The sequence below is a fragment of the Lactococcus formosensis genome, assembly GCF_018403745.1.
Classification (GTDB): Bacteria; Bacillota; Bacilli; order Lactobacillales; family Streptococcaceae; genus Lactococcus; species Lactococcus formosensis.
In genome coordinates this window covers 21,657-47,530 of record NZ_BOVP01000007.1, presented here as the reverse complement: position 1 = coordinate 47,530, position 25,874 = coordinate 21,657, and the positions used below count along the sequence as shown (strand labels likewise).

At 38.5% G+C, this 25,874-nt stretch carries 23 protein-coding genes; 2 read left to right on the top strand and 21 right to left on the bottom strand.

The window, feature by feature from the left end:
- Positions 1–4: 4 nt before the first annotated feature.
- The 10 genes from rny to metK all read right to left on the bottom strand — a co-directional run bounded on the left by rny (position 5) and on the right by metK (position 10,889).
- The gene (gene rny / locus KJS37_RS08485; RefSeq protein WP_003133434.1) at positions 5–1,621 is read right to left on the bottom strand and encodes a ribonuclease Y; all 1,617 of its coding nucleotides are present in this window, start codon (positions 1,619–1,621) and stop codon (positions 5–7) included.
- A 303-nt stretch (positions 1,622–1,924) separates the two neighbouring features.
- Positions 1,925–2,758, bottom strand: coding sequence for a discoidin domain-containing protein (locus KJS37_RS08480; protein WP_213496873.1), 834 nt, complete (start codon positions 2,756–2,758; stop codon positions 1,925–1,927).
- Entirely contained in the window at positions 2,745–4,574 is a 1,830-nt protein-coding gene (locus KJS37_RS08475; protein ID WP_213496871.1) for a DUF2264 domain-containing protein, read from the bottom strand. Before KJS37_RS08475 ends, KJS37_RS08480 begins: the two co-directional genes overlap by 14 nt.
- Before the next feature lie 13 nt (positions 4,575–4,587).
- Positions 4,588–5,022 carry a PTS sugar transporter subunit IIA gene (locus KJS37_RS08470; RefSeq protein WP_213496869.1) on the bottom strand — a complete coding sequence of 145 codons (435 nt, stop codon included), beginning with the start codon at positions 5,020–5,022 and terminating at the stop codon, positions 4,588–4,590.
- A 97-nt stretch (positions 5,023–5,119) separates the two neighbouring features.
- A complete protein-coding gene (locus KJS37_RS08465; RefSeq protein ID WP_213496868.1) occupies positions 5,120–5,938 on the bottom strand; it encodes a PTS system mannose/fructose/sorbose family transporter subunit IID in 819 nt (272 codons plus the stop codon).
- Complete coding sequence (locus KJS37_RS08460; RefSeq protein ID WP_213496866.1) at positions 5,928–6,743, bottom strand: PTS mannose/fructose/sorbose/N-acetylgalactosamine transporter subunit IIC; 816 nt, start codon at positions 6,741–6,743, stop codon at positions 5,928–5,930. The genes KJS37_RS08465 and KJS37_RS08460 overlap by 11 nt, the downstream gene beginning before the upstream one ends.
- Positions 6,744–6,771: 28 nt before the next feature.
- Entirely contained in the window at positions 6,772–7,269 is a 498-nt protein-coding gene (locus tag KJS37_RS08455) for a PTS sugar transporter subunit IIB (protein ID WP_213496864.1), read from the bottom strand.
- 41 nt (positions 7,270–7,310) lie between these two features.
- The gene (locus KJS37_RS08450) at positions 7,311–8,501 is read right to left on the bottom strand and encodes a glycoside hydrolase family 88 protein (protein WP_213496862.1); all 1,191 of its coding nucleotides are present in this window, start codon (positions 8,499–8,501) and stop codon (positions 7,311–7,313) included.
- A 1-nt stretch (position 8,502) separates the two neighbouring features.
- The gene (locus KJS37_RS08445; protein WP_213496859.1) at positions 8,503–9,261 is read right to left on the bottom strand and encodes a GntR family transcriptional regulator; all 759 of its coding nucleotides are present in this window, start codon (positions 9,259–9,261) and stop codon (positions 8,503–8,505) included.
- 434 nt (positions 9,262–9,695) lie between these two features.
- Positions 9,696–10,889, bottom strand: a complete 1,194-nt coding sequence (gene metK / locus KJS37_RS08440) for a methionine adenosyltransferase (protein WP_213496857.1) — start codon at positions 10,887–10,889, stop codon at positions 9,696–9,698.
- Between the two features lie 145 nt (positions 10,890–11,034).
- Here metK and KJS37_RS08435 point away from each other — a divergent pair, with 145 nt between their 5' ends.
- Positions 11,035–11,784, top strand: a complete 750-nt coding sequence (locus KJS37_RS08435) for a biotin--[acetyl-CoA-carboxylase] ligase (protein ID WP_165714684.1) — start codon at positions 11,035–11,037, stop codon at positions 11,782–11,784.
- A 67-nt stretch (positions 11,785–11,851) separates the two neighbouring features.
- Here KJS37_RS08435 and KJS37_RS08430 read toward each other — a convergent pair whose 3' ends face one another.
- From KJS37_RS08430 to KJS37_RS08410, 5 genes are all read right to left on the bottom strand, one after another.
- Complete coding sequence (locus KJS37_RS08430) at positions 11,852–12,211, bottom strand: PspC domain-containing protein (RefSeq protein ID WP_017369123.1); 360 nt, start codon at positions 12,209–12,211, stop codon at positions 11,852–11,854.
- A gap of 34 nt (positions 12,212–12,245) precedes the next feature.
- Positions 12,246–12,446, bottom strand: coding sequence for a PspC domain-containing protein (locus KJS37_RS08425; protein ID WP_017369124.1), 201 nt, complete (start codon positions 12,444–12,446; stop codon positions 12,246–12,248).
- Positions 12,447–12,483: 37 nt separating this feature from the next.
- Positions 12,484–13,572 carry a DUF4097 family beta strand repeat-containing protein gene (locus tag KJS37_RS08420; protein ID WP_165712236.1) on the bottom strand — a complete coding sequence of 363 codons (1,089 nt, stop codon included), beginning with the start codon at positions 13,570–13,572 and terminating at the stop codon, positions 12,484–12,486.
- Positions 13,573–13,904: 332 nt separating this feature from the next.
- Complete coding sequence (gene abc-f / locus KJS37_RS08415) at positions 13,905–15,359, bottom strand: ribosomal protection-like ABC-F family protein (protein ID WP_213496855.1); 1,455 nt, start codon at positions 15,357–15,359, stop codon at positions 13,905–13,907.
- Between the two features lie 338 nt (positions 15,360–15,697).
- Positions 15,698–17,290 (bottom strand): glucosaminidase domain-containing protein, encoded by a 1,593-nt coding sequence (locus KJS37_RS08410; protein ID WP_213496853.1) that lies wholly within the window; start codon positions 17,288–17,290, stop codon positions 15,698–15,700.
- 196 nt (positions 17,291–17,486) lie between these two features.
- Here KJS37_RS08410 and KJS37_RS08405 point away from each other — a divergent pair, with 196 nt between their 5' ends.
- Complete coding sequence (locus tag KJS37_RS08405; RefSeq protein WP_213496851.1) at positions 17,487–18,176, top strand: alpha/beta fold hydrolase; 690 nt, start codon at positions 17,487–17,489, stop codon at positions 18,174–18,176.
- Between the two features lie 60 nt (positions 18,177–18,236).
- Here the strand turns inward: KJS37_RS08405 and KJS37_RS08400 are convergent, their stop codons facing one another.
- The 6 genes from KJS37_RS08400 to KJS37_RS08375 form a co-directional block, all read right to left on the bottom strand.
- On the bottom strand, positions 18,237–19,673 hold the full coding sequence (locus KJS37_RS08400) for a glycoside hydrolase family 1 protein (protein WP_213496849.1): 1,437 nt from the start codon (positions 19,671–19,673) through the stop codon (positions 18,237–18,239).
- Positions 19,674–19,691: 18 nt separating this feature from the next.
- On the bottom strand, positions 19,692–21,128 hold the full coding sequence (locus KJS37_RS08395) for a glycoside hydrolase family 1 protein (protein WP_213496847.1): 1,437 nt from the start codon (positions 21,126–21,128) through the stop codon (positions 19,692–19,694).
- 14 nt (positions 21,129–21,142) lie between these two features.
- Positions 21,143–23,068, bottom strand: coding sequence for a beta-glucoside-specific PTS transporter subunit IIABC (locus KJS37_RS08390; protein WP_213496845.1), 1,926 nt, complete (start codon positions 23,066–23,068; stop codon positions 21,143–21,145).
- Positions 23,069–23,140: 72 nt separating this feature from the next.
- Positions 23,141–23,986, bottom strand: coding sequence for a BglG family transcription antiterminator LicT (gene licT / locus KJS37_RS08385; protein ID WP_213496843.1), 846 nt, complete (start codon positions 23,984–23,986; stop codon positions 23,141–23,143).
- 193 nt (positions 23,987–24,179) lie between these two features.
- The gene (locus KJS37_RS08380; protein WP_213496841.1) at positions 24,180–24,671 is read right to left on the bottom strand and encodes a YcjF family protein; all 492 of its coding nucleotides are present in this window, start codon (positions 24,669–24,671) and stop codon (positions 24,180–24,182) included.
- A gap of 206 nt (positions 24,672–24,877) precedes the next feature.
- The gene (locus tag KJS37_RS08375; protein ID WP_017370538.1) at positions 24,878–25,774 is read right to left on the bottom strand and encodes a class II fructose-bisphosphate aldolase; all 897 of its coding nucleotides are present in this window, start codon (positions 25,772–25,774) and stop codon (positions 24,878–24,880) included.
- Positions 25,775–25,874: the final 100 nt, after the last annotated feature.

Sequence of the window (25,874 nt, the reverse complement as noted above, 5' to 3'; positions counted from 1 at the left end):
TTTTTTATTTTGCATAGTCAATCGCACGTGTTTCACGAATAACTGTTACTTTAATATTTCCTGGATAATCCATTTCATCTTCAATACGATTTTTCACATCTCGTGCAAGAATTACGATTTGATCATCCGTAAGCTTCTCTGGTTTAACCATGACACGAACTTCGCGTCCTGCCTGTAAGGCAAATGCACTTTCAACACCATCAAAACTTGTTGAGATATTTTCCAAGTCACGGAGTCGTTTAATATAATTTTCGATTGATTCACGACGTGCTCCAGGACGTGCTGCACTTAAAGCATCAGCTGCAGCAACCAAAGTAGCGATATTACTGTTTGGTTCTGTATCGCCATGGTGACTTGCAATAGTATTAATAACAATTGGATTTTCCTTGTACTTACGTGCAAGTTCTGTACCAATCTCAACGTGGCTACCTTCAACTTCATGATCCAATGCTTTACCGATATCATGTAGGAAGCCAGCACGTTTAGCGAGAGTCACATTTTCACCCATTTCACCAGCAAGGTTTCCGGCAACATTTGCCACCTCAACTGAATGGTCAAGAACATTTTGACCATAAGAAGTACGGAAATGCAGGCGACCCATGATTTTCATTAAGTCTGGATGGAGGTTATGTGCCCCTACTTCAAAGGCAGCTTGTTCGCCATACTCGCGCATCTTATGATCTAATGCTTTGCGGTTTTTCTCGACAAGCTCCTCAATACGTGCAGGGTGAATACGGCCATCTTGAACCAGTTGCTCCAAGGTCATTCGTGCAATCTCACGTCTAATCGGATCAAAACCAGATAATACAACAGCTTCTGGAGTATCGTCAATAATAACATCAATCCCCGTCAATGCTTCAAAGGTACGAATATTCCGACCTTCACGTCCGATAATCCGGCCCTTCATACCATCATCTGGTAAAGTAACTACTGATACTGTTTGTTCAGCAACCGAATCACTAGAGACACGTTGGATTGCAAGTGAAACAATGTTTTTCGCACGTTTATCAGCTTCAGCATGAGCTTTCTCTTCGCTTGAACGAATAAGCTGTGCCATTTCTTTTGTTAAACCATCACGGGTTTCACTGAGAATAATTTCTTTCGCTTCTTCTTTTGTTAAAGCAGCGATACGTTCTAATTCTTCTTGTTTCTTTTCTTCAATTTCTAAAAGTTCTTGCTCACGTTTATTGAGTGTATCAGTTTTTTTAGAGAGGGCTTCTTCTTTAGAGTCTAAGCTACGTTCTTTATTTGTAAGTTTATCATCCTTACGGTCTAGAACTTCTTCACGTTGTTTTAGGCGTTGTTCAGTTTCTTTTAACTCCTTACGATCTTGCTTAAATTCATCTTCGATTTCACGGCGTTGCTTTTGTTCTTCTTCGCGAAGATTAAAGCGCGCTTCTTTCTTGAATGCTTCTGCTTCGTCCCTCAGGATTTCCGCTTCCTTTCTTACAAGAGCAGCATCACGCTGTGCATTTGCCGTTATCTCATTTGCCTTGTTTTCTGCCTGCATAAAAAGACTCTCAGCATCTTGCTTGTTTTTCTTAATATTTTGAGCATAAAAAATAAAGGCAATAACCAATACAATCAATAAGACAAGCAGAACGAGTGATATGACGTTCATTTGTCTCCTTTTATTCATACCTGGCCCATCGCGGTTCAATAGGGCAGATAGCTTGATTATAATTCATGTGTGTTTGCAGAGAAACACTCCCTATATTTTACCATTTTTTAGGATATGTTTCAATTAAGTATTTTACCGCTTTCAACTTTTTAACATTTTGATTTTAAATTCATTATTTAGGAGTTACAGATATCTTGCTGACTTTAGGGTGTTATTTAGGAGCTAATACTTATTGAGCAATCTGGATACCTTAAGTTTCAAAGAAGACTAGAACATAAAAAACCGCATGAGTACACGCAGTTTTTAATCTACAATATTCTTTCCATAAATTTCAAGTTGTGTTAATGCTGGGAATGGTGAGTCATCTAATGCCTTTTTCAAATTTCTCAATGTAATTGTACAAGTGCGTACTGGTGGGAATTCGTAAACTTGAAACTGATCTGATTTTATTATTTTAAATTCTATATTTTCATTATTTGAAAATACAATTTCAACATCTGTCCAATAAGAATCATGTGGAAAATCAGCCCGTAAGAGCAGAGTAATTTTGTCTACTTCGACTTCACGGCCAAATTCGACTGTTAGAGCTGCATCCGCCTGCTGATTAATCCCCCATGAAGCAAAAGGATAACGACCATGTGAACCATTAGCCAATTTACCATCAATGGCATTCTTAGCAAAGAAGACGGATTCGTCTCGCGTTTCAACATTAGCTGAAGCATGCGGAAAAACTCCTGAACTTTGCTTTTGGTCATGCGTATTATTAGACAGATTCTGATAATTACGCACCTCAAAATCATAGGCTTTCCGGACCATTAAATGGCGGCGAACTGCCTGAAAAGCAGTACTAGGACCAGAAGCCTTTAAATTTTCGGCTAAAGGTATATCAAAAATCCATTCTTTTACTGTAAAATAGACCAAACTAGGTGCTAAACTTTCATCCAACTGCACCATATAATAATCTGGAAAACGATCAACAGTGACACGAATTTTATCTCCAAGTTCATAAACATAATCTTTTATTCCTAGTGCGCACAGTTCGGTCCCATATTTACTCACAGGTAGTTCTTCTTTTTTATTATCAAATTTACTTATTACAAGTTCATCTTGTACATTAAGCAACTCAATTTTTATCACTTAGCTCCTCCTTTAACTGAATTGTAATTTCGGTATGTGCTTCTATTTTCACTTTAGTTCCTATCACACGCACCTGAGGTATTTTTTCTTTACTCTCTCCATAAATCCCTCCTACAATTGAGATAAGCGCATATTGCCCAGGACATAGTTTCGCCCTTAACGTAGGTAGGCAGGTCCGCTGAAAAAGCAGATTCGTGTTAGGTTCAAGCTGAACCACTTCAGCTGATTCAAAACCTTGGACACCTAAAATTTCACTCTTTCCAAAGCTACTGATGTAACTGGCAAAACAGTTTGATGTCCGTTCTTGTGCATCGTCATCGATACCAACACTAAATCCACCTTCACGAACCTGAATTTCACGACCAGTATTGATTTCATGAATCCTGACATGATAACTCCCACAAGGAACAATGGTACTTTGAATTTTAACCTCTGGTAGCGGTTCCCAGTCATATTTGATAGAATTTGAACATACTTCAGTCTTCAAATCGTGATGCTTTGGCCTAAAATAATGTTCATCTTCAGAAACGGATAAAACATTGTCTAAGGCCGCTTCATAATAATGATAAGCCGATTTCTGAACACTGAAGGCAAATTTACTGGAATAGACAAATTTGCTGTACTTGGCTTCACTATGGGTTTGATTATGGATATACTGACCAAAAGGATACATGAGCGTGTGCTGATTATCTGAAACATGCTCATAAAAAGCCTGAGCGCTCGTGTTTAAATAACGCTTTTCAATTTGTGGGTAAGGCATAATTTCAGCCTGCCAGTAAAGATGATTTTTCGGAACTGCCAACATCAAAAATGATTTAAAAGCCCAGTAGGGTGATCCTGGTGCATTATAACCTTCAGTGAAAGTCGCATTTTCGTAACTGTATCCCAAAGTTAACCTGCCTTCAGTTGAAAAAATATCATTATGATTAAACCAGTTACTCATATTTCGAGCATACAGACCCTTAATCACACCCCAAGGCAAAGCCTCAACATCTGCATAAACCAGAGCTGCCCAAAAAGCAGATTGGGCAAATCGATATATCATACTTCTACCAAAAGGTACCGCAGCACCTTCTGAATCAAAGAGGTGTACATAGCCTTGGGCAAACTCAGTTGCCCGTGCTTTAAATAATTGCGAACGCTCTGGATCTTTTTCATCCATAACTGCAGCGTAAATCAACCCATAAAAATGATAGGCCCAAGCAATATAATAATCATACTTGTGTACTTTACCATCATAGTACCAACCTCTGCCTACATAGTGGCTATCTAAAAGCACAAACGCCTCATCCATTTTTTCTTGATGATGTGGGAGTCCCAGTTTAATGAAACAAGTGTTAACGAGAAGCCGGAAAAAATACCAGTTATTTTTCGGCATGGACTTATCATTGATTTGTCCTAACCATTGAACCAGGTTCTTCTGGGCTTCTTTGGATAAACAGTCCCATGTGCGTTCTTTTGCAATAATTAATGCCACCGCCAATGCTGCCATCTCAACCAAGCGCTGATCATAATCTGTGACCTCTCCCCAATAATCTGTACTTTCAGGATCTGTACCTGAGGTAATTCCCGATAAATATATGGCTTGAAATTCTGTATCTTCCTGAACCAATAAGGGTCCAAGTCCCCAAAGCATCCGTAAGAAAGCTTCAATTTGACGAGTCTCCTCATTATAAACAGCCCCTGAAAACCCTAGCTTAAGCCGCCCTTTTCGCCCTCGATAATAAGGAGTGGTTACTCCCATCATATTTTCCAGTGCTTCTTGAATTTCTTCATACGTTTCAAACCGCCATTCTTTCTTTTTCTTGCTTAACATATCGAAAACCCTTTTAGATACCGCCTGAATCAATCACTTCTTCTTGAGCTGTATCCAACTGAACCACTTCAAGTTGACACTCTGGGGAAATCCGTAAAGCATGTGCTAAATTTTCAACATTGTCCGTCATTAAGCGGCTACCAATGCTTTCAATCAGAGCAGGTAAATTTGTACCTGTCAGTACAATTGTATTTTCTTGCCTAATAGCATGGGGCATGGCAATTTTAAAAGGTGTACCACCTTTGAGGTCCGTAAAAATCAATAGACCATCTGCCTGCTCAGTCAGATTTTTAACAGCTTCTGCTAATTTCAACTCAAATGCTTCTACCTTTTCATCTTTTGTGAAAGGTATCGCTTCAAATAATTCTTGTGGCCCTGCAATCATTTCTAAAGCATCTTTAAGACCCAGTGAAAATCCACCGTGTCCAGTAACAATACATGCAATCATTCCATTTCTCCAATTTCTTTCATATGATTTAAACAAAAACAGCGATTAGGCGATTTGTGATGACAAATTTCCCCAACCGCAGTTTCAAACTTTTTTCCTAAACACCTAAAACACCCAAAGCTGACAATGCAATACCTAATGCAAAGAGTAACAACAATAGCTTATAGGTACTCCAATTTTTCTTCTTGATTAGGTAGAAAACGACAATCGTCAAAATTGCTGGCAAAAGTTTTGGCATAATTTTATCTAAAACATCTTGAAGAGCAACCACCTGACCTTCTCCTGAAGCCAGTTTTGTTGAATAAGATAAGGCAATGTTTGCCTTAACAAAAGTCGCTGCTAGACCTGATATAACTGTGACACCTACAATGTTAGCTGCTGCTGAAATCTTAGTGATTTTTTCACTCAAAGTGTCAATGACACTCGTCCCCAAACGGAAACCAAGATAACCCATCAAAACTTTGATGGCAAACATAGAGACAATCATGGACAGCCAGAAGCCCATTGGTGCAAACCCAAGACCATCCATAGCAAGACCCGCAAAGATAGTAGAGAACAATGGGGCAATACCGAACTGTGCCATAGAATCCCCAATACCTGCCAACGGTCCCATCAAAGCCATCTTAATACTCCGGGTTTCGTTTATGTCCTCACCATTGTCATACATAGCCAGCTGCATGCTGGTAATGAAAGGCAACATGTGTGGGTTAGTATTGTAAAACTCGATATTCGCTGCCGCTGTTTCTTTGAGCTTTTCAGAATCATTTTTATAGATTTTTTTCAGAGCAGGTAGAATAACAAAGAGATAACTCACACCCTGATAGGCATTGTAGTTAAAGCCATTCTGCAGGAAGTACGAACGCAGCGTTGTTTTAGTATAGTCTGCACTTGTTAATGCTGTTTTTTTAGATGCCATTGCTGAAATCCTCCTCATCAATATTGTTTGCTGTGTTAGCGTCTGCTTGTGCAATGGCCATTACAGGTGATTTATCTTTGCCATAATAATGAATCAAGGCGAATACCGCACCAATCAGGGCAATAGCCATCGTCGGCAATTCAAGATAAGCTGCACATACGAAACCTAGAAGTACATATGGCGTCAGGTTTTTAGATAACATGACTGATAGAATCATAGCAAAACCAATGGCAGGAATCAAACCGCCTGCAACCGAAAAACCATTAATTAACCATTGTGGTAAAGCTTCAACAAAGGCTTGCAAACCTGGGCGGGCAATGGCTGATAAAATACCAATCACAAAACCTACTGCTGCAAAAGAAAGATAAGTTCCATTTGCTAGAAGGTTGAATTTGCCAAATTTCCCTTCCATAATCAATTTTTTAGCCGTATTAGTAGAGCCCGAAAAAGCTGTATAAAGAGCCGTTGTTACTAGCTGAAAAAGGACTGCAAATGGGAAGGAAAGTGCCAATGCAGATTCAGGTGTCACACCTTGATCCTTCAAAGTGATAGCCATGATTGTTCCCACAATACCAGGTCCTACTGGATTGGGCGGTACTGTACCACCAGCACCAACACCAAAGCCCATGTAAGCCAACTCTGCTAAAGCACCGAACATCAATGCTGTAGGCAAGTCACCCAAAATAACACCTACAAAAAATGACATGACTAATGCTCTATTAGTATAAATGCCAAGTAATTGCCCTGAATAACAGAACGCTGTAACAAGCCCGATTAAGAGGCCTTGAACCAAACTGATTTCCATTTTGAATTCTCCTTAATTATAAAGTTTATTATTGAATTGCTTTATTTAAAGCTTCTAATGATTGTGCACCGTCAGCAGAAACTGGTGATGTTTTTGTATTAAAGATCACGTTATATTTTTCTCTGAGAGTTTTTAAAGCTTTTTTGTCTTCCTCGCCCAAATAGATAAATTGAGAGATTTTTTCTTTATCATCACTAGCATGAATGTTACCCACATTGATTTCAGTCATTGGAAATCCACTTTCAGATAAGCGTAACGCATCTTGTGGTGAACTGACCACAACAAAAATTGATTGTGTCGGCGCAGCTTTCCAAATTACTTGTGCTGTACGCTCAATAGTCCAGAAGCGTACCCCCACTTCACTTGGCATCCCTGTTTTCATCAGGGTTTGCTGCAAAGTGTTTTCTGATGTTTCATCATTGGCACATATGACTAGATTAACACCTAAACTTTTGACCCAGAGTTGTCCCTGTCCATGAATCAATCGTTCATCAATTCGAACCATTTTAATGTTGGGTTTTTCCATTTTCTATTCTCCTTAAATTCTTTTATTAACCTAATTTTTCATTACCAATACATTTGCCAATCTTTTTTGAAGCGTAGAAGTGCCTCTAAGTAGAAATAATCACCCCAGATATTTCCCTCATCAACACCTTTTCCAGAATGCCAAGAGTAAACACCTTCATTGATCAGTGCCGTAATCCCTTGTGTCCGCTCATCCGTATAATGGGTAATCAGATTACGCATCATCGCATGCTGGGCGTATTTATAAACTAATTTATGAGGATTAGTCTCTGGTAGATAGCGATCCATCAAATTCAACCCACAAATAGCAATAGCTGCAGCTGATGTATCTTTAGGTTGTTGATCTCCATCTTTAAAAATTAAATCCCAATAGCAAATAAAATCTTCAGGTAGGCGGTTCAGGAAATAGTTAGTCACCGCCTCATATTCTTTAATGGTTTCTTCTTGCGGATTATAAAACTGATTCAGAGCCATGCCGTAAATCAACCAACTTTGACCACGAGCCCAGCTGGAATCGTCCGAATAACCTTGACGCGTTTTACCACCAACTGGCATCCCTGTTTCAGGATCAAAGTAAAAGGTATGAAAAGCTGAAGCATCTTCACGAATGGCATTTTTTGTCGTGGTCTGGAAGTGAATATCAGCCACTTTCTTATACTTCTCTTCCCCAGTCATTTGGCTGGCCCAATACAATAAAGGAATATTTAGCAGGCAATCAACAATCAAACGATAATTGTCTTTGGCACCAAGCTCACCCCAAGCTTGAATAAAGCCACCTTTTTTTTGATAACGTTCCATGAGTTTGTCAGCAGCTAAAAGTCCTGCTTCATAACCGTCTTGACTCCCCGTTAATTTGTGAGCGCTTACAGAAGATAGCGAATAAAGAAAGCCCAAGTCATGATGCTCGACTTCAATATTTTCCTTAATTCGGTGTAAAAAACTTGTTACATTTTTATCTGCTACTTGTCGATATTTTTCATCGCCCGAAGCCTCGTAAGCCAGCCACAAGATCCCTGTCCAAAAGCCATTGGTCCACTCGACATTAGTCATAGGCTCGTAGGCATTATTTTTAGTTGCTGGCGTTGGAAACATCTCACCCAACTTACTTATGTTACAATCTATTTTTTTAAGCGCAACTGCAATAGCTTCATCAATCTCTTTTTCTGTCAAAAGTCCAATGTTAAAAAATCGTTCGCTAGACTTTAGCTTTTCAATATGTCGTTTCGTACTCATTCTATAAATTTTCTCCTGTTTGCATTTCAATGGCATAGTAATCTGGATGAATAAGGCTTTTCCCATATTCCAAGGGCTTACCTTCAGAATCAAAAGTCAGTTTATCAACTACAAATAAAGCCAATGTTTCTACTTCGGAAGCCTCCATTTGTGTTCGCCAATGCTTTATCATTTCTTCATCACTATTATTATGCAAATTCTGGATATTAACTGTCATTTTCATTGGTAAAGCAGACAAATTAACATTGGTGTTCAACTCTTTAGATAAACTGGATCCTTTTGCCAATCTTTCCAAAGCATCTGATTTTAACTTACTTGCGACAACAAAACGTTCTTGTACTTTCCAAATCGTATCGTTAACCGAAGCAATTTGTGTCAGCTTAATCATTTCTTCTGTTGAAGACACTTGAAGTAGAGCAGCAATTTTTTCATCTTTGATATGGGTTGTAATCTCGGTTTTTGTGTGCTCAACAATTTTTCCAAGTTCCTCTACATCTAATTTACCCAAGGGACCGCTTTCATTCACAAAGACTTGCCGATGTTTGAAATTCCTGCGAACAAAAGTCCCTTCTCCTTGCCGTCTAATCAGATAACCACCTTGAACCAAATCTTGTAAGGCCCTAACTACTGTTGTGTTACTGACTTGATATTTCTTCTTAAGCTCTCCTTCAGAGTAAATCTTATCACCTGGTTTAAACTCATTTTCTTCAATCATGCGAATAATATCTTGTTTAATAACTTCATATTTAGGTGTTGCCATAAATTCTCCTGTTCATATTCACTTAACGTGTTAACGTGATGAGTTAATTATACACAAAAGTTTCAAAAAAGTAAAGACTTAACGCGTTAAGTGGAAAAAGCAATGAAAGCGCAGTCATCAAAAGCTTTTAACCACAAAAAAAAACTTAAATTTCAAGTGTGCAACGTTACTTTTGAGTTACATTAAGATTACTTTTTAGTTGCAAAACGTAAAAATGTTTTAGCAGTATCATTTATTTCCAAGCTTACTGTAAGTCCAAAAAGCAGATTTTTCTCATGAATTATAAAAAAAGAAGCTGGGACAAAAGTCCAAAATAATGAAAAAATCGCTCAAGCACGACAAGTAAAAATGCCGTGGTTAAGCGATTTTGATATTATAATTTTGGCTAGAATCAGTCAAATCGTAACTTTTGTCTCAGCCTTTTTTTAAGATTACTAAATCAACTTTTTAAGTGTTTCGACCTTGTCTAAACGTTCCCATGGAAGATCAATGTCTGTACGGCCAAAGTGACCATAAGCAGCTGTTTGTCCATAAATCGGGCGGAGCAAATCTAACATTTCAATGATTCCCGCTGGACGCAAATCAAAGTTTTCACGGATAGCTGCCAATAAGATATCGTCAGAAACTTTTCCAGTACCAAAGGTTTCAATATTCACAGAAGTTGGTGTAGCTACGCCAATCGCGTAAGATAACTGAACTTGTGCTTTATCAGCCAAGCCTGCAGCAACAATATTTTTTGCAACATAACGTGCGGCATATGAGGCTGAGCGGTCAACTTTTGTAGCATCTTTACCTGAGAAAGCGCCTCCCCCATGAGGTGCATATCCACCATAAGTATCCACAATTATTTTACGACCAGTCAATCCAGAATCTCCTTGAGGACCGCCAATAACAAAGCGCCCTGTTGGATTAATAAAGTATTTTGTCTCATCATCAAGAAGATTTTCTGGAATAACTTCCTTAATCACTTTTTCAATGACATCTCGGCGAATTTCTTCATTAGTAGCTTCAGCTGCGTGTTGTGTTGAAATAACTACTGTATCTACACGCTTAACTTGTCCTGCTTCATCATATTCTACTGTAACTTGTGATTTTGCATCTGGACGAAGGTAGCTAATCGCACCTGATTTACGTAAATCTGCCAATTTTTTCACAAGTTTATGGCTAAGTGAAATCGCGAGTGGCATATATTCTTCCGTTTCGTTGGTTGCATAACCAAACATCATTCCTTGGTCACCAGCACCGATAAGATCAAGCGGATCAATGATTTTTCCATCTTTACCACGAACTTCTTCTGCTTCGTTTACCCCTTGGGCAATATCCGGTGATTGCTCTACAAGTGAAACATGGACACCGACTGATTTGTAGTCAAATCCATTTTCACTGTCTGTATAGCCAATATTTTTAATTGTCTCACGAACCACTCCAGCAATATCAACATATGCTGATGTTGATATTTCCCCAAATACATTGACTGTACCTGTGTAAACTACTGTTTCACAGGCTACGTGTGCATCTGGATCTTGTGCCACAATGGCATCAAGGATAGCATCCGAGATTTGGTCAGCAACCTTATCTGGATGTCCTTCTGAAACTGATTCTGATGTGAATAGACGTTTTTCTGACATTCTTTATTTCCCCTACTTCTTAAGTATTTTTCGGTTACAGGCTTAATGGTAGTGATCGCTCACTTGGAGAGTGTTCTCCCGCCATCGGAAATTGTAACTCCTTTATTTTAGCACAAAAAGGGAATTTTTGATATACTTTGCCTAAATGAAAAATCCTTTAGATAAAAAAATTATTTTAGATGCTAATCCATGGTTAAAAGATGTGAAGATCCTTCAGGAATCCATTTCAACACAATTAGATGCCAAAGCTGATGGTCAAGCCAATACTTTATATATGTCTGAAAAGCAAACAGGTATTTATGGCCGTTTTGGACGAGAATACTATGCAAGTCCTGAAGGAGGTATCTATATGACCCTCCTCTTAAAGCCTGCTGGATCATTAGAGAATCTGCCGAATTACACACTTCTCGCCGCCGCAGCTGTCGTTTCAGCTATTGAAACACTGACCGCAAAGAAAGTAGATATTAAATGGGTCAATGATATTTATCTTAATAATAAAAAAATCGTCGGAATTCTCGCAGAAGCTCAAGTCCAACCTGACACGAGTTTACAGGTTGCCTTAGGCATCGGTATAAATTTTCATATTTCAACATTTCCTGAAGCAATCGTCCAGAAAGCCGGGTCATTATTTACAGAAATCCCTACAATCACACGCTCTGAGCTTGTTGCTAAAATCTGGTCAGAATTTCATCGTCTCTCTAAGGGAGACTTCTTTGAAATTTATAAATCTCATTCCTTCATTCTCGGTAAAAGAGTGGAATTTGAGGAAAATAGAGTCTTATACACAGGTACCGCAGTAGACTTAACGTCTTCTGGTCAGCTCATTGTTCACCTTGAAGATGGTCAGATAAAAACTCTCTCAAGCGGTGAAGTCTCGCTAAAAAACTGGACGTGATGGACGTCCAGTTTTATTTTTTTCATTTATATTATTAGGAGTTTAGGAAATTCGGAATTATTATTTTTTAAAAATCTGACCAGTCATCTTTTTTCTCATCTTCAACTGGCTCAGCCTCTTTCATCTTACGGCCAGATGAGTGAGATGAAGATTTGCTTTGCCAACGGTCCGCATAGCTTGACCAGTTTTCTTCATTTGTTCTGCGATAATTTTGTCTCCCAGCATTGCCCCCAGCGCTTGGAATAATCCAGCTGGCGATGAAGTATACAGGTATAAGACTTCCCCAACTTCCGAAAGCTAAGAGGACATACAAGATACGAACAAAGGTGATGATATCAGGGCTCCAACCAAAGTATTCACAGATACCTGCAATTGTACCCGTCAACATTCGATTGTTTGGAGATTTGGTTAATTGTTTTTGAGACATTTTCTTTCCTTTCTAGAAGCTGTCCTTCGAATGATTAATGAGGGCTCGGTATGAGCCAACTCGCTACGATATATACAAGTGCAAGTGTTCCAAAACTTCCTAAAGCGAAGAACACATACAAAATACGCATTAGTGTAATTATATCACGACTTAAGCCAAAATACTCGCCTACGCCAGCTATGGTCCCCGTCAACATACGGTTACTTGATGATTTTGTAAGTTGTCTTTTAGACATATGTTTTCCTTTCTAAAAAGTTTGGAATGTTTTTTGCTTAGTCAATATCTTTAAGCCAAATTGTACCTGATTTTGTTTCGAGTTCAAAGGTCAAAGTATCTGGGCCAGTACGAACGACTGCCGCACCATTACGACTTGCCTCAAAAGGATTATCCAAGTTCAGGCGTGTTTTATAACCACCAAAGACTGTACGCACATGTCCAACGAGACCAAGATATTCTGGTACTGAGAGTTTCACATCACCATTGACGTTCTTTACCATTAATTTTCTTGGTGTGTCTTGGTTTTGTGTCAAGAGAATATTTCCATTAACCAAGTTGACATTACCGTCTTCAAAAGCTGAGGTAACTCGGATATTACCATTGACTGAGTTTAGATTTAAAACATTTGTTGAACCATCTAAAACTTTAATTTCTCCATTTTTAATAGTTACGTTAATGTCTTTATTGGTTGTTTCCACAAGTTCAACTTCACCATTGACTTGATCGATTTCTAAGTTATCCACTGCTACTTTTTCAACTTTAATATCCCCATGTGCAAACTTAAAATCAAAAGTTTCATACACTTTTTCAGGTAAGTAAAGTTCCAGATTCACAGCTGTACGTAAGCTATCAGATGTTGTAATTTCTAAAACACCATCATTAACTTCGAGTTTTGTTTTTTCAGCTAGATATTCATCGATTTTTTCTTGGTCCACTGCACCGTAAATTCTGTATTCAGCTTTTACATGAGCATTGTCACCTGGGTGAACGGAAATTTTTCCTGCTTTAATATCTAAATTAACGGAATGAAAATCTCCTTCGATATCTTTTTCCACAGTTTTTACTGTCGATTTTACTTTTGGAAAACCTTTAGAGAAGTCGATATTATCATCAATTGCTTTCGAAGCATCTTTGAAGACTACTTTTCCTTTTGAAACGATTTGATCCATGATTCCTTTGAAAGAGTCCATAAAGTCAACATCATGGTTAACAAATCCTTCTGTATCTGTGTAGTTAAATTTTTCTTTATTTTCGCTTTGACCTTCTTCAGCCATAGGATTTGATTTGTCAAGCAACTCTAATGCTTCGTCTTCAGTGATAATCCCCCGACGCATCAAGTCCATAATTCTATCTTTTTTATTCATTTTTGTTCCTCCTGTTATAGAACTGAGATATGTCAATCTCTATACTTAAATTATCCCATACTTTATTGTGGATAATCTCAGTCTTTGGACTGATTTTTTTCTTTAACTTTTTTTAAAAAGGGCAAAATTTCTCACATGTGTATAATTGTGCCCAAACTTATGGCGAGAGAAGTTTTTGTTACTTCATAATTCCTCGCTTTCTTCCATTACTTAACAATATATCTTGTATAAATAATGAAAACTAAGCTGAAAATCTTGACGATTCATTTTACCAGTAAATGATATCTTTGGATTCATCCTCTGCCTCAAAGAAACAATAACTTTTCGACTGCTCAATTCACTTGGTACAGCTTACCTTCCGAAATCTCATATTTAACATCTGCCACTTTTTCGACAAATTCTCTGTCATGTGAAGTCAAAATTATTGTTCCTTGATAAGCTTTGATAAATCTTTCTAAAGCTTTTATTGTTCCTAAATCAATAAAATTCGTCGGTTCGTCTAAAATTAAAAGATTTGAGGGTTGAATAAAAGTTTCCGCCAGAACGACCTTTGTAGCTTGACCACCAGATAATTTATTAACAGATGTTCTCATTTGGCTATGATTAAAGCCCAGTTGTGCTAAGAGGCTACGTATTAAGCCTGTATCATAATCACTTTGCTTTGTTAAATATTGCAATAAAGGCAATTCTGATTGAAGCTCATAATCCCGTTGACCATAACTTACTATTTTGAGTTTTGGAGATAAAATCAAATGTTTATCTCCCTCTATAATTCTTCGTAAAAGACTAGATTTTCCTGAACCATTTGGGCCTGAAAGAGCAATTACTTTCCCTAAAGGAAACTGAAAATTAATTCTGTCTAGTAGGATTTTTTCTCCTCCTTTAATTGTCAAGCCATCTGCCATAATAGGGAATTTGTTATACAAGATTAAACTCTGCGGCAAGGGAAAGTTGAGTTCGCGTTCTTCTTCTATCTTTTCAAAATCACCCAGCTTACTTAACCTTGTATTCATCGCCTTTACTTGCCGATATGCTGCTTTCTGTACACTATCTTTAGATTTTGTCGCCGAATACCGGTCTGGTTTTATCGATCGTTTTAAATTTTTCGCGACATTGTCTGCCTGCTTAGATATTTTAGCTTCTTTATTAGCGATGGCACGCTCTAAGAGTTTCTTTTCTTTTACTAATTTTTCATTATAGCGTGCAATCTCTAAAGCTGCTTTTTCTTTTTCATATTCATAGTCATCGTAGTTTCCGTTATATATGACCACCTTTCCCTCTGTAATTTCCCATATTTTCTGTACTGTGGCATTAAGGAAATAGCGGTTATGAGACACAATGAGCATTGTCCCGTGGTAATATTGGATTTCTCTAATTAATTCATCAATGCTCTCTTGATCCAGATGTGTTGTAGGCTCGTCTAGCAGCATTCCTTGTGGATACTGTGAGAAAACCTGACTGAGCATAAATTTACGCTGCTGCCCACCAGACAAGTCATCATAGTCCTGCATAGGTACCTGCATCCTTGATAACCATTCGTAGTCAAGTTCATCCACAGTTTCCTCTCCAATTTGTTTAAGGTATTTAAATTCAATATACTGCTCAATCGTCCCAGCATCAGCCTTTAACTGACCAGAGATAAGATCAAGTAAAGTGGATTTCCCTTGACCATTAGCACCTATAATACCTATTTTTTCTCCATCATAAACCGACAAATGCTCAATATTTAAGATTTCTTGATCTTTGAAACTCAAATAAACCTTTTTTAGTTCTAGTGATAAATCCATAATTTTCCTCCAAATCTGTCCTGGAGGTCTGTAAATATTTCTTATATTTTTAGACATAAAAAAGCGGCTGCCCGCTTTTCAATGCTTTCTAAAAAAGTGCAAACTCCACCCTTGAAATCCTGATTACAGACCCTAAAAATATACAATTTTAGAGTTTATTCCAGAGTTTCATCGATGCTGTCATTTATTGCACTCCTTTCCCACTTTCTATAAATTTATTTTAACATAAAATTAAATAAAGCCAAAAGGTTTTAATATGTCTCCTTTGCCCATTTCTTGATAATTTCCAAAGTCAGACTAAAGACTAAATCAAAACTGGCTCTTCCGAACCAGCTTTCCTATTTTTGAGGTTGAATATATGTGGATAAACTTGCATCACTTGCTGATATCGTACGATAATCCACAACATTGAGGCCTTTAACATTCATTTCGGAAACAAGGATTGAACCATCTTTATTTACTTTTTCCACAAAAGCAACATGACCGTACTCAGCAGAAGCTCCAGCTACACCTGGAGGGAAACTTACCGCATAGCCCACTTGTGGAATAGTTGTCGTAAAGTAACCTTGAGCTACAGCACTTGTTCCCCAATCGCCACCATTACCCATGAATTGGCCAATTTTTCCGCCCAATTGGAAGATACGGTTATACACATACTGTGTACAATTTCCCCAAGCATAGCTTGATGCTCCCGGATATTGTTTTCCATCATATTCTGGGAATTTCAAATCAGATGGCATTGCTTCAAGTAGTGGACTCTCAGGTGCATCTAGGTTTCTGTCTTCTTCAGACAAGTTTTCAATGTCATCATACTGTGTTAAGTTGTATTCTTGAATAATTTGGATGAGCTTCGTTGCATATTCAGGATCTGTAGCAAAAATTCCTTGTAATGAACGGGCTGCATCTTCAACATTATCACTGTTTACTTTCCAACTTCCAGCATAAATCTTACTGTTCCAAGTTGTCCCATGTAGCATTAAATTAATATAATCCACAAGCGATTGATCGTAGGAGCTATAGGCACGATAAGTTCCAGACGAAATCGTTACAGACTGTCCATTAAAGGCACCAATAATGTTAAACAAATTATGGTAGATAGCTGCGACATTACTGTGTCCGTAGCCTGACTCTAGAATAGCTTGGGCAATAATTAAAGAAGCATAGAGATTATTTTGCCCCGCAAGCTGTGAAATTCGGGGTGCAATACTCTTGATAAAATCTTCAACAGTTGTGTTGTTAATTTTCGTCAATGGTGGTACTGCAATATTTGTTTTATTAAATTTCAAGTCGCCATCTGTACTTGCCTGTTTATAAGTCGTTACTGCATCCTGTGCTGTATAATTTGATCCAGAATAGACGGGTGCCACATAATTATAGTTAGGCGCAGACGGAGCTGGAGTAGGTGCCGGCGTGCTAGGTTTGGGCGTTGATGGCTTTGGTTTAGAAGGCTTTGGCTTATCGGGTTTTGGTTTAGAGGGGTTCACAGGTTTTCCAGGATCTGTTGGGTCAACCGGGTCTGTCGGATCTACTGGATCCGTTGGGTCAACTGGGTCTGTCGGATCTACTGGGTTCGTTGGGTCAACCGGGTCTGTCGGATCTACTGGATCCGTTGGGTCAACCGGGTCTGTCGGATCTACTGGATCCGTTGGATCTGTGGGGTCTGTGGGGTCCGTTGGATTTGTTGAGTTTTCTGAGTTACTACTACCCAACTGCCCATTATCTCCAGTTTCAGTCTTGTTTTCCTCTGAGTTCTGAGTTAAGGTATCCAAGTTTACCACCGATTTTATATCTGATGAAGCAGTTTTTATACTATCGGCATGAACATTGGCACCAAAAGCAGCGACACCCAACACTGCCGCTGCACTTAGAGTAACTTTTGGTAGAGCTTTGCGCTCCTTTACCTTCATATGTTTATACTTTTTTTCAGCCATTGTTAATTTTATCTCCTCAAGTCAATTAAAAAATTTTTTTATAATCTTTTTTTAATAAATCGATTGTCACTTTATTCTAACAAAAATTATTATTTAGCTCAACCAATATGAGCGATTTTTTTTACAATTATTTCATTTAATTTACATCTGCCACTTTTCAAGGCTAATCTGCTATACTAGCATCAAGGACAAGATCATGGAAAAATATATTATTACAAGTGATAACGTAAAAATTTACTATAAAATTGAGGGTGAGGGACCTGCACTTTTACTCCTCCACGGTAACTCACAAAATAGTAATATCTTTAAGCGACTTATTAAAAGGCTAAAAGGATATTACACTTGCATTTCAATTGACACACGTGGGCATGGAAAAAGTCTTTTTTACGGAAAAAAGCTTAGTTTTAATCGCTTAATGCAAGATGTACTTGAAGTGGTACAAGCCGAAGAGTTGAAGTCCATCAATCTACTCGGGTTCAGCGATGGTGCAAATATTGCAATGCTCCTAGCCAGTAAGTACCCCACACGCATAAATCGTTTAATCCTCAACGCTGGGAATTCTACCTATGCGGGACTTTATGCTTTGGTACGCTTTACAGTAAAATTTCTCAATATCTGTGCACATATGCTGCGCAGACCTTCACCTGCTTTGCAACTTCTTTTAGAAGATTCACTCCAAAGTATGAACGAATTAGAAAAAATTACTGCGCCCACACTTGTCATAAATGGTCAATTTGACGTAGTTAAAACTTCTCATGCGCATGATATTGCAAGGCACATTCCTAATAGCCAGTTTTTTATCATTCCTTGGGGGAGTCATCTGAGTTTCTATTTTCGTCCCACAAATTTTAGCCGTATCGTCCGTCATTTTCTAGAGGATACCTAGAAATCTCCCGTTAATAAGTTTCTAAATAAAAAAACCACCACTTGAGGTGGTTTTTTTATTTTAAAGTCTTTGACCATTAGAGGCAATAACTTCTTTATACCAGTCAAATGATTTTTTCTTTATACGTTGACCTGTACCTTGGATTTTATCATCCAAATCCACATAAATGAAGCCATAACGTTTACTCATTTCCCCAGTTGAGGCAGAGACAAGGTCAATACATCCCCAAGGTGTATAGCCCATTACATCAACACCATCATTGACAGCTTCTTCCATAGCAATAATGTGTCTACGCAAATAGTCAATGCGATAATCATCTTGAATACTGCCATCAGCTGCGACTTTATCAATAGCGCCTAAGCCATTTTCTACTATAAAGAGGGGGACCTGATAACGTCCGTAAAGATCATTTAAGGCATAGCGTAAACCATCAGGATCAACGGCCCAGCCCCATTCACTTTCTTTAAGAAACGGATTTTTTACACCTCCAAGTACCATATTTCCACTTGCTTCAACCCCTTCTTGGGTCTTAGATTCTACAGTTGACATATAATAGCTAAAACCGATGTAATCGACTGTTCCTCTTTTCAGGGCTTCCAAATCTTCTTTCGTTATCTTGAGGTCTTCTTCTTTGATTCCATATTTCTTATGAAATCGGTGTGTAAAGACAGGATACTCCCCACGTACTTGGACATCATTACAGAAGTAATTGAATTCTTGAATACTTTGTTGAGCAGCTATCTGATTCACAGGATTAGCATCAAAAGCATAAGTTGTCGAATAAATACTCATACATCCAATCTGCAAATTTTTGTTCAAGCCATGTCCGAATTCTACAGTTAATGCACTTGCAACAAATTGATTATGCCAAGCTTGGAAAACATTCTTTTTATCATTACCTCCGTTTGAAGGTACTAAACCTTGACCCAGAGCCGCAAAGAAAGTTGCCGAGTTAATTTCATTGAAAGTCATCCAGTATTTCACTTTGTCTTGATAACGTTCCAATAAAACTTTTGCATAACGGACATAAAAATCAATCAATTCACGATTTTTCCATCCGCCATATTCTTTGGCAAGGTTTAGAGGCATTTCATAGTGAGAGATTGTGACTACAGGTTCGATACCGTATTTCAAGCATTCATCAATCAATTGGTCGTAAAAGTTTAAACCGGCTTCATTAGGTTCACTTTCGTTTCCCTTCGGAAAGATGCGGGACCAGGCCACAGAAAAGCGATAAGCCTTAAAACCCATCTCAGCGAACAAGGCAATGTCTTCTTTAAAATGATGATAGTGATCAATTCCTTTGTGATTAGGATAAACATGCTTACTCTCATCAATGGTCCAGTCAAAGTCTGGTGAGTTGAGGATGGCTAAGCGTTCTTTCCCTCCCGGCATTGCATCTGCGACAGAAAGGCCTTTCCCATCCACGTTAAAGGCACCTTCTAATTGATTAGCAGCTGTAGCACCACCCCATAAAAAGTCTGTTTTAAATGTCATTTCATTTCTCTCATTTCTTTATAAAATATTTTCTGCATTTGAGGCAATTACTTCTTTGTACCAGTCAAATGATTTTTTCTTTGAACGTTTTAATGTTCCTTTGCCGTCATTGTCCATATCGACATAGATAAAGCCATAGCGTTTCCGCATTTCTCCTGTTCCTGCTGAAACCAAGTCAATACACCCCCAAGGTGTGTATCCCAGGAGATCAACACCTTTCTCAACTGCACGGCTCATTGCTTTGATATGTTTTTGGAAATAATCGATACGATAATCATCATTGATCGTACCATCTGCTTCGACTTTGTCTTCCATACCTAAACCATTTTCCACAACAAAGAGCGGGACTTCATAGCGGTCATACAGGTCTGTTAAAGTATATTCCAAACCTGTCGCATCAATCTGCCATCCATATTCACTCGCTTCCAAATAAGGATTTGCCGCACCGCCCATTAGGTTGCCCATCGAAGGCTCTGCCCCTTCCTGTGTGGTCATGCAAAGTGTCATATAGTAACTGAAAGTATACATGTCGACTCTTCCTTCTTGGAGTAACACGTCATCTCCCACCTCTTTTTGAATATTTATTTTTTTATTTTTAAAATATGTTTCGATGAGTGGTGGATATTTCCCTTTGACTTGGACATCACCGACAAACTTATTCACAAGCAGGTCGTATTCTTTGGTTTGCAAGACATCTTCTGGATTAGGCGTGAGCGGGTACATAGTCAAATGAGCAATCATACAGCCAATCTTAAAATTGGGATTAATCTTATGTCCTTCAATGACTGCTTTCGCGCTAGCAATAAAAGTATGATGCAAGGCTTGAAATCTTTTATGCTCATCCTTTGGAATCGCATTGAGCGCAAAATCACCATGTGGATGAAGGCCTAAAACCGTAAGCTCACCGTGTGGCATTGTACCAAAATTAAGTTCGTTAAAAGTAATCCAGTATCTGACTTTATCTTTGTAGCGTTCAAAACATACTTTGGCATAATTCACATAGAAATCAATGGTTTTCCGGCTTAAAAAGCCGTCATATTTTTCCATCAAGCCCAGTGGAATTTCAAAATGGCTGAGTGTAACCAATGGTTCAATGCCATATTTCAAACATTCATCAAACACACGATCATAAAAGAGTAGTCCCTCTTCATTAGGTTGAGTTTCATCCCCCTGAGGAAAAATTCGTGACCAGTTAATACTCAATCTAAATGTTTTAAATCCCATTTCCGCAAATAGAGCAATATCTTCTTTGTAATTATGATAGAAATCAATCGCGCGATGTGAAGGGTAATAGGTTTCCTCGTCAAGCACTGGTGTAAAATGACGTTCCTTGTTTTTTCCACCTACTGTTTTCATATCAGCCACAGAAAGTCCTTTGCCGCCAACATTATAAGCACCTTCTGCTTGGTTGGCTGCGATAGCTCCACCCCATAAAAAGTCGTTTTTAAAGCTCATCTATTTCTCCTTTTTTATACCGGCTGAACGACCAAATCATCAGCTGTTTTTACAAGACCTGTTAATAACTCTTCTGCTTTATGAATAGCTGTCTTGTCAGTTACCATAATATCCGCAAAATCACTGCTATTGGTTACAATAATCGGTACTTGCGTACTGAAACCTGCAGCTTCAATAGCTTCCATATCAAACTTCAATAATAATTCGCCTTTTTGAATTTTTTGTCCCTGTGAAACAAAGGATTCAAAATATTTCCCTTCCAGCTGCACAGTATCAATCCCGACATGGATAAGGAGTTCTGTTCCTTGCTCTGAAATTAAACCAATAGCGTGTTTTGTAGGGAAAACAGTCATCACTTGTCCATCAAATGGGGCATAGACTTCACCAATTGTTGGTTCAATTACTGCTCCTTTGCCCATCACACCAGCAGCAAAAGCTGCATCATTGGCTTCAGATAATGGAAGGACCTTGCCTTCTAAAGGAGTCGTAATATGTTCTTCACCTACTGCTTGTAATATACGAGTTTGATTATTTGTTGCTTCTTTTGGTTGTTCTTCCTCTGAGCTTTCATCTTCAAAACCAAGAATCCATGTCAAGACAAAGCCTGCGATTACAGCAATGATTGCTAAAATAATCATCTTAACTGCTCCCGAAATATCACCATCTAAACTGATATTTGTTGTGAAACTAAAGACACCCAAGCCGCCCATTGTGTATCCTTTAATGCCCATTCCCATAGCAAAGGCTCCAATAATACCACTTACCACACATGAAGCCCAGAAAGGACGTTTCTTTGGAAGTGTTATCCCGTAGATTGCTGGCTCTGTTACGCCAAACCATCCAGAAATGAAAGCAGGGATGGCTAACTCACGTAATCGTTTATCTTTTGTTTTCAACATTACTGCTCCCACTGCACCAGTCTGAGCAAATGAAGCACCTGATGCTGCTATAAGTAATGCAGTTGGTTCACCTTGTGCTAAAGAAATGATGGCAAAAGGCACAATTGCCCAGTGCAAGCCAAACATAACCAAAATTTGCCACGTAAAGCCTAATACAAGTCCAAAGATAATTGGACTGAAACCTTGTAAGGCGAGAAGTCCTTTCCCTAAAGCATCAGAAGCAATGTTCATGACTGGTCCAATAATGAGGAAACCTAAAGGAATTGCAATCAAAGCAGTAAAGAATGGCGCTAAGAAAAGTTTCACCACATCAGGGATAATTTTCTTGAGCTGTTGTTCAAGAAAAGCCGCAAAAGCTGTGATAGCGATAATCGGCATAACTGATGAACCGTAACCTGCAGCCGGAACGGAAAACGGAATTCCAAAGAAGTCCAGTCCCCCACTCTCAGCGAATGTTTTTGTGACTGAACCATCCACAAATCCAGGATAAACCAAGGCTGCGGCAATCATCATCCCGACAAAGGGCGAGCCGTTAAATTTTTTCATCGCTGTATAGCCGATAAAGATAGGTAAAAACAAGAATAGACCATCGCCCATCGAGTTAAGCACGGCATAGGTTGAAGAAGCTTGGAAGCTTGCACCTAGTGCAAAGGATAAAATCGCGTTCAACCCTTTAATCATACCTGCTGCCGCTAAGGGAGCTAAAATAGGCTGGAAAATTCCCGAAATCATTTCGACAAACTTATCGAAAATATTTCCTTTGGCTTTCGTCTGAGAAGAATCACTCTCTAGCTTGCCGATAACACTATCCACATCAGCGCGGACATCAGGAACATGGTTCCCAATGACGACTTGATATTGTCCACCAGCTTGCATGACAGTGACAACACCATTCATCTTCTTCAGTACTTCTGTATTCGCGAGACTTTCGTCTTTTAACTTAAAACGTAGACGCGTAATACAATTTGTCAATGAGAGGATATTTTCTTTCCCTCCCACATTTGCTACAATGTCTTTTGCAAGAGCTTCATATTTGCCCATCACAAACCTCCAAATAATATATTTTTTAGAGGTCTCGCCAACTTAATGTCACGATCCATTTGTTACCAAAGTTTAGTTTTCCTGGATTTTCTCCAAGATACGTGCCAAATGCACGGTCATATAAATCTGTTCGCTTTCAGAGACTTCATAATCCCTTGTTTGCTTTAAAAACTCGCTCACTTTACGTGTGCCAAGATAAGCTACGGGATACTTGCGCATAATAAGAGCAAACAGTTCTTTATCTGTTTCTTCCACTCTAGCACTGCCAGATAAGATTCGCTCCGTAAAAAATTTTAAATGTGTTACGAAGCGTTGGAAGTAAATATCTTGCTCATCAAAGGTTATTTTCAAAGTGTACTTTAGCGTGGTTAAAATCTCTTCCATAAGTTTGGTCAGCTGCATCGCATACTCATGTCCAGCACCAAGTGTTCCATTGACAATATGCATGGTCAGGAAACCTGCTTCATCTTCTGGCAGCTCTACACCAAATTGTTCTTTGACCTTTCCCAATGCTTTCAGACAGATTTTGAACTCTTCTGGAAAGAAACGTTTAATATCCCAGAGCAGGAAATTCTTCACCGAGATGTTTTCTTCAGTCCGCAGAAGCGCTGCATGAAGATGGTCTGCAAAAGCAACAAGCGTCGTATCTGAAACTTCCTTATCAAATTTAACTTTGACCTCGGATAAAGTCACCATCGAAAGCTCAATGATAGTACTCGGAATTTCGTTTAAAATCTCTGAAAAACTTTGTATATCTGAGCTAGCTTTTAGACCAAAAATTTTTTCAATTTTATCAACCTCAACTGCTTGACCTATTTTTTTCTTGAAACCAATACCAAGACCCATAAGGATAATTTCTTCATTTCTGCTATTGATTGCTATGACCACATTATTATTTAGGATTTTTCTGATTTCCACAATTCACCCCTTATTTCACAAAAATAGACCCTATCGCCCCTATGACAAAAATAGAGTACGATAAGGTCTAGCTTAACTTAATAATCACTATCCGTTTTTATGAAACCGCTTTTATACAAGTATACTGCATTAATGAATTCTTGTCAAGGAAAAATTATGTTCTATAAAAAAACTGCCAGAAATGGCAGTTTTTTTATTTTTTTTGTTGAATCAAAGTTTTCAGCGTATCTGTCAAAATCCCTTCAAACTTTTCAGTGTCTTTTGTAATATCAATTCCTTTTTCTAATGAAGCAGCTGCACTCCAGCCAATCGCTTCAGTGATTGCTGCAGCGATTGAAGCATTAACCACGCTACCTACACCTGGAATCAAAGTAGCCAATGATCTTCCGATGTACGGAATCAATGTCACCCTTATAAAGTTTACGACAAATTTATCACTAAACTTCACGTCATAAATTTTATAAATATTTTTCAGCATTTTTAACTGAATCGGTACTAAAATTAAAGCATCAGCAATAGGTATCGGTAGAGCGCCTACGCCTGCAGCAGTAATCGAGGCTCCATGAATCGTTCTGTGAACCTTAGAAGCTTTATCACTGCTTATGGTTTTTTTCACAGGTTGAGGTATTGGTCCGTTTATCTCATTTGAAAGTTTTGTATTCTTATGTTTTTTTATTCCTATCATATATCCCCCTCATTTATTATCCGAGCATCATCAATCTAAGTATCAGTTTTACCCTGTAAACCGAACTTTGCTCTTCTTTAAGTTTAACATTTTCTTTCAAATTTTTGACCCAATCTGACTTCACTTACTTCCGATTCCACATTTCACATAAAAAAACGCCTGCCACAAGTGACAAGCATTCTTTTATTCATAGTTTAAAAAGCTGATTAAGCTTTGTTTGCTGAACCGAAAACGTCGATACGTTCTTCAACTGATGCAGTGATTGCGTCGAAACCAGGTTTCAAGAATTTACGTGGGTCGAAGAGTTTTTTCTTCATGTATTCAGCTTCGTTAGCGTTAAATTCAACGACGAATTCACGAGTTGCTTTTGCAAATGCAAGTTGGCATTCTGTGTTTACGTTGATTTTAGCTACACCGTTAGCGATTGCTTCGCGGATTTGATCGTCAGGGATACCTGAACCACCGTGCAATACGATAGGAACATTTTTGCCCATAGCTTCAACGAGTGCTTCGTTCAATTTAGTCAAGTGATCGATGTGGAGACCTTTCCAGTTTTCTGGGTAAGGACCGTGGATGTTACCGATACCAGCTGCAAGGAAGTCAACACCAAGTTTAGCCATTGCTACTGCGTCTTCGATAGGAGCAAGTTCGCCTTCACCGACGATACCGTCTTCTTCACCACCGATAGAACCAACTTCACACTCAACTGAGATACCTTTAGCGTGAGCTTTTGTGATAACTTCTTCAGCAAGTTTAAGGTTTTCTTCGATTGGAAGGTGTGAACCGTCAAACATCAATGAAGAGTAACCAACTTCGATACATTCCAAAGCATCATCAAAGTGACCGTGGTCAAGGTGAATAGCTACTGGTACAGTGATTCCCATTGATTCTACAAGAGTTTCAATGAGGAGTTTACACATTTTGTAACCACCCATGTATTTAGCAGCACCCATTGAAGTTTGGATAAGTACTGGAGTCTTTTTAGCTTCTGCTGCGCGCAAGATAGCTTGAGTCCATTCAAGGTTGTTTGTGTTGAAACCACCGATAGCGTAACCATTGTCACGAGCGGCTTGTACGAATTTTTCTGCTGAAACGATTGCCATTTCAAATTCCTCCGAATATTTTCTATTACTGTCTTAGTATAGCATTTTGTGAACTATTTTTCTAGTTATAAGTCGTGAATGCGCTTGTATTCTGGATTTT

Coding starts and splice junctions, on each gene's coding strand:
- rny (WP_003133434.1), bottom strand. CDS start 1,621: ATGAACGTCATATCACTCGTTCTGCTTGTCTTATTGATTGTATTGGTT.
- KJS37_RS08475 (WP_213496871.1), bottom strand. CDS start 4,574: ATGTTAAGCAAGAAAAAGAAAGAATGGCGGTTTGAAACGTATGAAGAA.
- KJS37_RS08470 (WP_213496869.1), bottom strand. CDS start 5,022: ATGATTGCATGTATTGTTACTGGACACGGTGGATTTTCACTGGGTCTT.
- KJS37_RS08465 (WP_213496868.1), bottom strand. CDS start 5,938: ATGGCATCTAAAAAAACAGCATTAACAAGTGCAGACTATACTAAAACA.
- KJS37_RS08460 (WP_213496866.1), bottom strand. CDS start 6,743: ATGGAAATCAGTTTGGTTCAAGGCCTCTTAATCGGGCTTGTTACAGCG.
- KJS37_RS08455 (WP_213496864.1), bottom strand. CDS start 7,269: ATGGAAAAACCCAACATTAAAATGGTTCGAATTGATGAACGATTGATT.
- KJS37_RS08450 (WP_213496862.1), bottom strand. CDS start 8,501: ATGAGTACGAAACGACATATTGAAAAGCTAAAGTCTAGCGAACGATTT.
- KJS37_RS08445 (WP_213496859.1), bottom strand. CDS start 9,261: ATGGCAACACCTAAATATGAAGTTATTAAACAAGATATTATTCGCATG.
- metK (WP_213496857.1), bottom strand. CDS start 10,889: ATGTCAGAAAAACGTCTATTCACATCAGAATCAGTTTCAGAAGGACAT.
- KJS37_RS08435 (WP_165714684.1), top strand. CDS start 11,035: ATGAAAAATCCTTTAGATAAAAAAATTATTTTAGATGCTAATCCATGG.
- KJS37_RS08430 (WP_017369123.1), bottom strand. CDS start 12,211: ATGTCTCAAAAACAATTAACCAAATCTCCAAACAATCGAATGTTGACG.
- KJS37_RS08425 (WP_017369124.1), bottom strand. CDS start 12,446: ATGTCTAAAAGACAACTTACAAAATCATCAAGTAACCGTATGTTGACG.
- KJS37_RS08420 (WP_165712236.1), bottom strand. CDS start 13,572: ATGAATAAAAAAGATAGAATTATGGACTTGATGCGTCGGGGGATTATC.
- abc-f (WP_213496855.1), bottom strand. CDS start 15,359: ATGGATTTATCACTAGAACTAAAAAAGGTTTATTTGAGTTTCAAAGAT.
- KJS37_RS08410 (WP_213496853.1), bottom strand. CDS start 17,290: ATGGCTGAAAAAAAGTATAAACATATGAAGGTAAAGGAGCGCAAAGCT.
- KJS37_RS08405 (WP_213496851.1), top strand. CDS start 17,487: ATGGAAAAATATATTATTACAAGTGATAACGTAAAAATTTACTATAAA.
- KJS37_RS08400 (WP_213496849.1), bottom strand. CDS start 19,673: ATGACATTTAAAACAGACTTTTTATGGGGTGGTGCTACAGCTGCTAAT.
- KJS37_RS08395 (WP_213496847.1), bottom strand. CDS start 21,128: ATGAGCTTTAAAAACGACTTTTTATGGGGTGGAGCTATCGCAGCCAAC.
- KJS37_RS08390 (WP_213496845.1), bottom strand. CDS start 23,068: ATGGGCAAATATGAAGCTCTTGCAAAAGACATTGTAGCAAATGTGGGA.
- KJS37_RS08380 (WP_213496841.1), bottom strand. CDS start 24,671: ATGATAGGAATAAAAAAACATAAGAATACAAAACTTTCAAATGAGATA.
- KJS37_RS08375 (WP_017370538.1), bottom strand. CDS start 25,774: ATGGCAATCGTTTCAGCAGAAAAATTCGTACAAGCCGCTCGTGACAAT.